We start from the raw sequence: 397 nt of genomic DNA on the forward strand, positions 1-397 counted from the left end.
CGACAAGGCTGTCGCCCATTTCAAGAAAGCCGGCGTCGATGCGATTTTCATCAGCGCCGATGTGTCAAAAGTGGCGGACTGCAAGCGCGCGGTCGCCACCGCGATCTCGCATTTCGGCACCGTCAACGCGCTGGTCAACGCCGCCGCCACTTCGGCGCGCGGTTCGCTGGTCGAAACCTCCGAAGAGTTGTTCGATACGATTTTCGATACCAATGTGCGCGGCCCGTTCTTCCTGATGCAGGGCGTGGTGGCGCATCTCCTGGAAAAGAAGGCACCCGGCTCGATCGTCAACGTGCTGTCGATGTCGGCGCATACCGGCCAGTCGTTCCTGACGCCCTATTCGACCAGCAAGGGCGCGCTGATGACGCTGACCAAGAATGTCGCCAATGCCTATCGC

General features: G+C 60.7%; 1 protein-coding gene. It reads left to right on the forward strand.

Annotated features, from left to right (window positions below; all coding sequences use genetic code 11):
• Positions 1-397, forward strand: a 397-nt coding sequence (locus tag EN879_RS38675; protein WP_127274842.1) for an SDR family NAD(P)-dependent oxidoreductase, incomplete at both ends; no start/stop codon positions are given.

Origin of the sequence: Mesorhizobium sp. M7A.F.Ca.AU.002.02.1.1 (genome assembly GCF_003998535.1) — a bacterium.
In the GTDB taxonomy this organism is placed as follows: Bacteria; Pseudomonadota; Alphaproteobacteria; order Rhizobiales; family Rhizobiaceae; genus Mesorhizobium; species Mesorhizobium ciceri.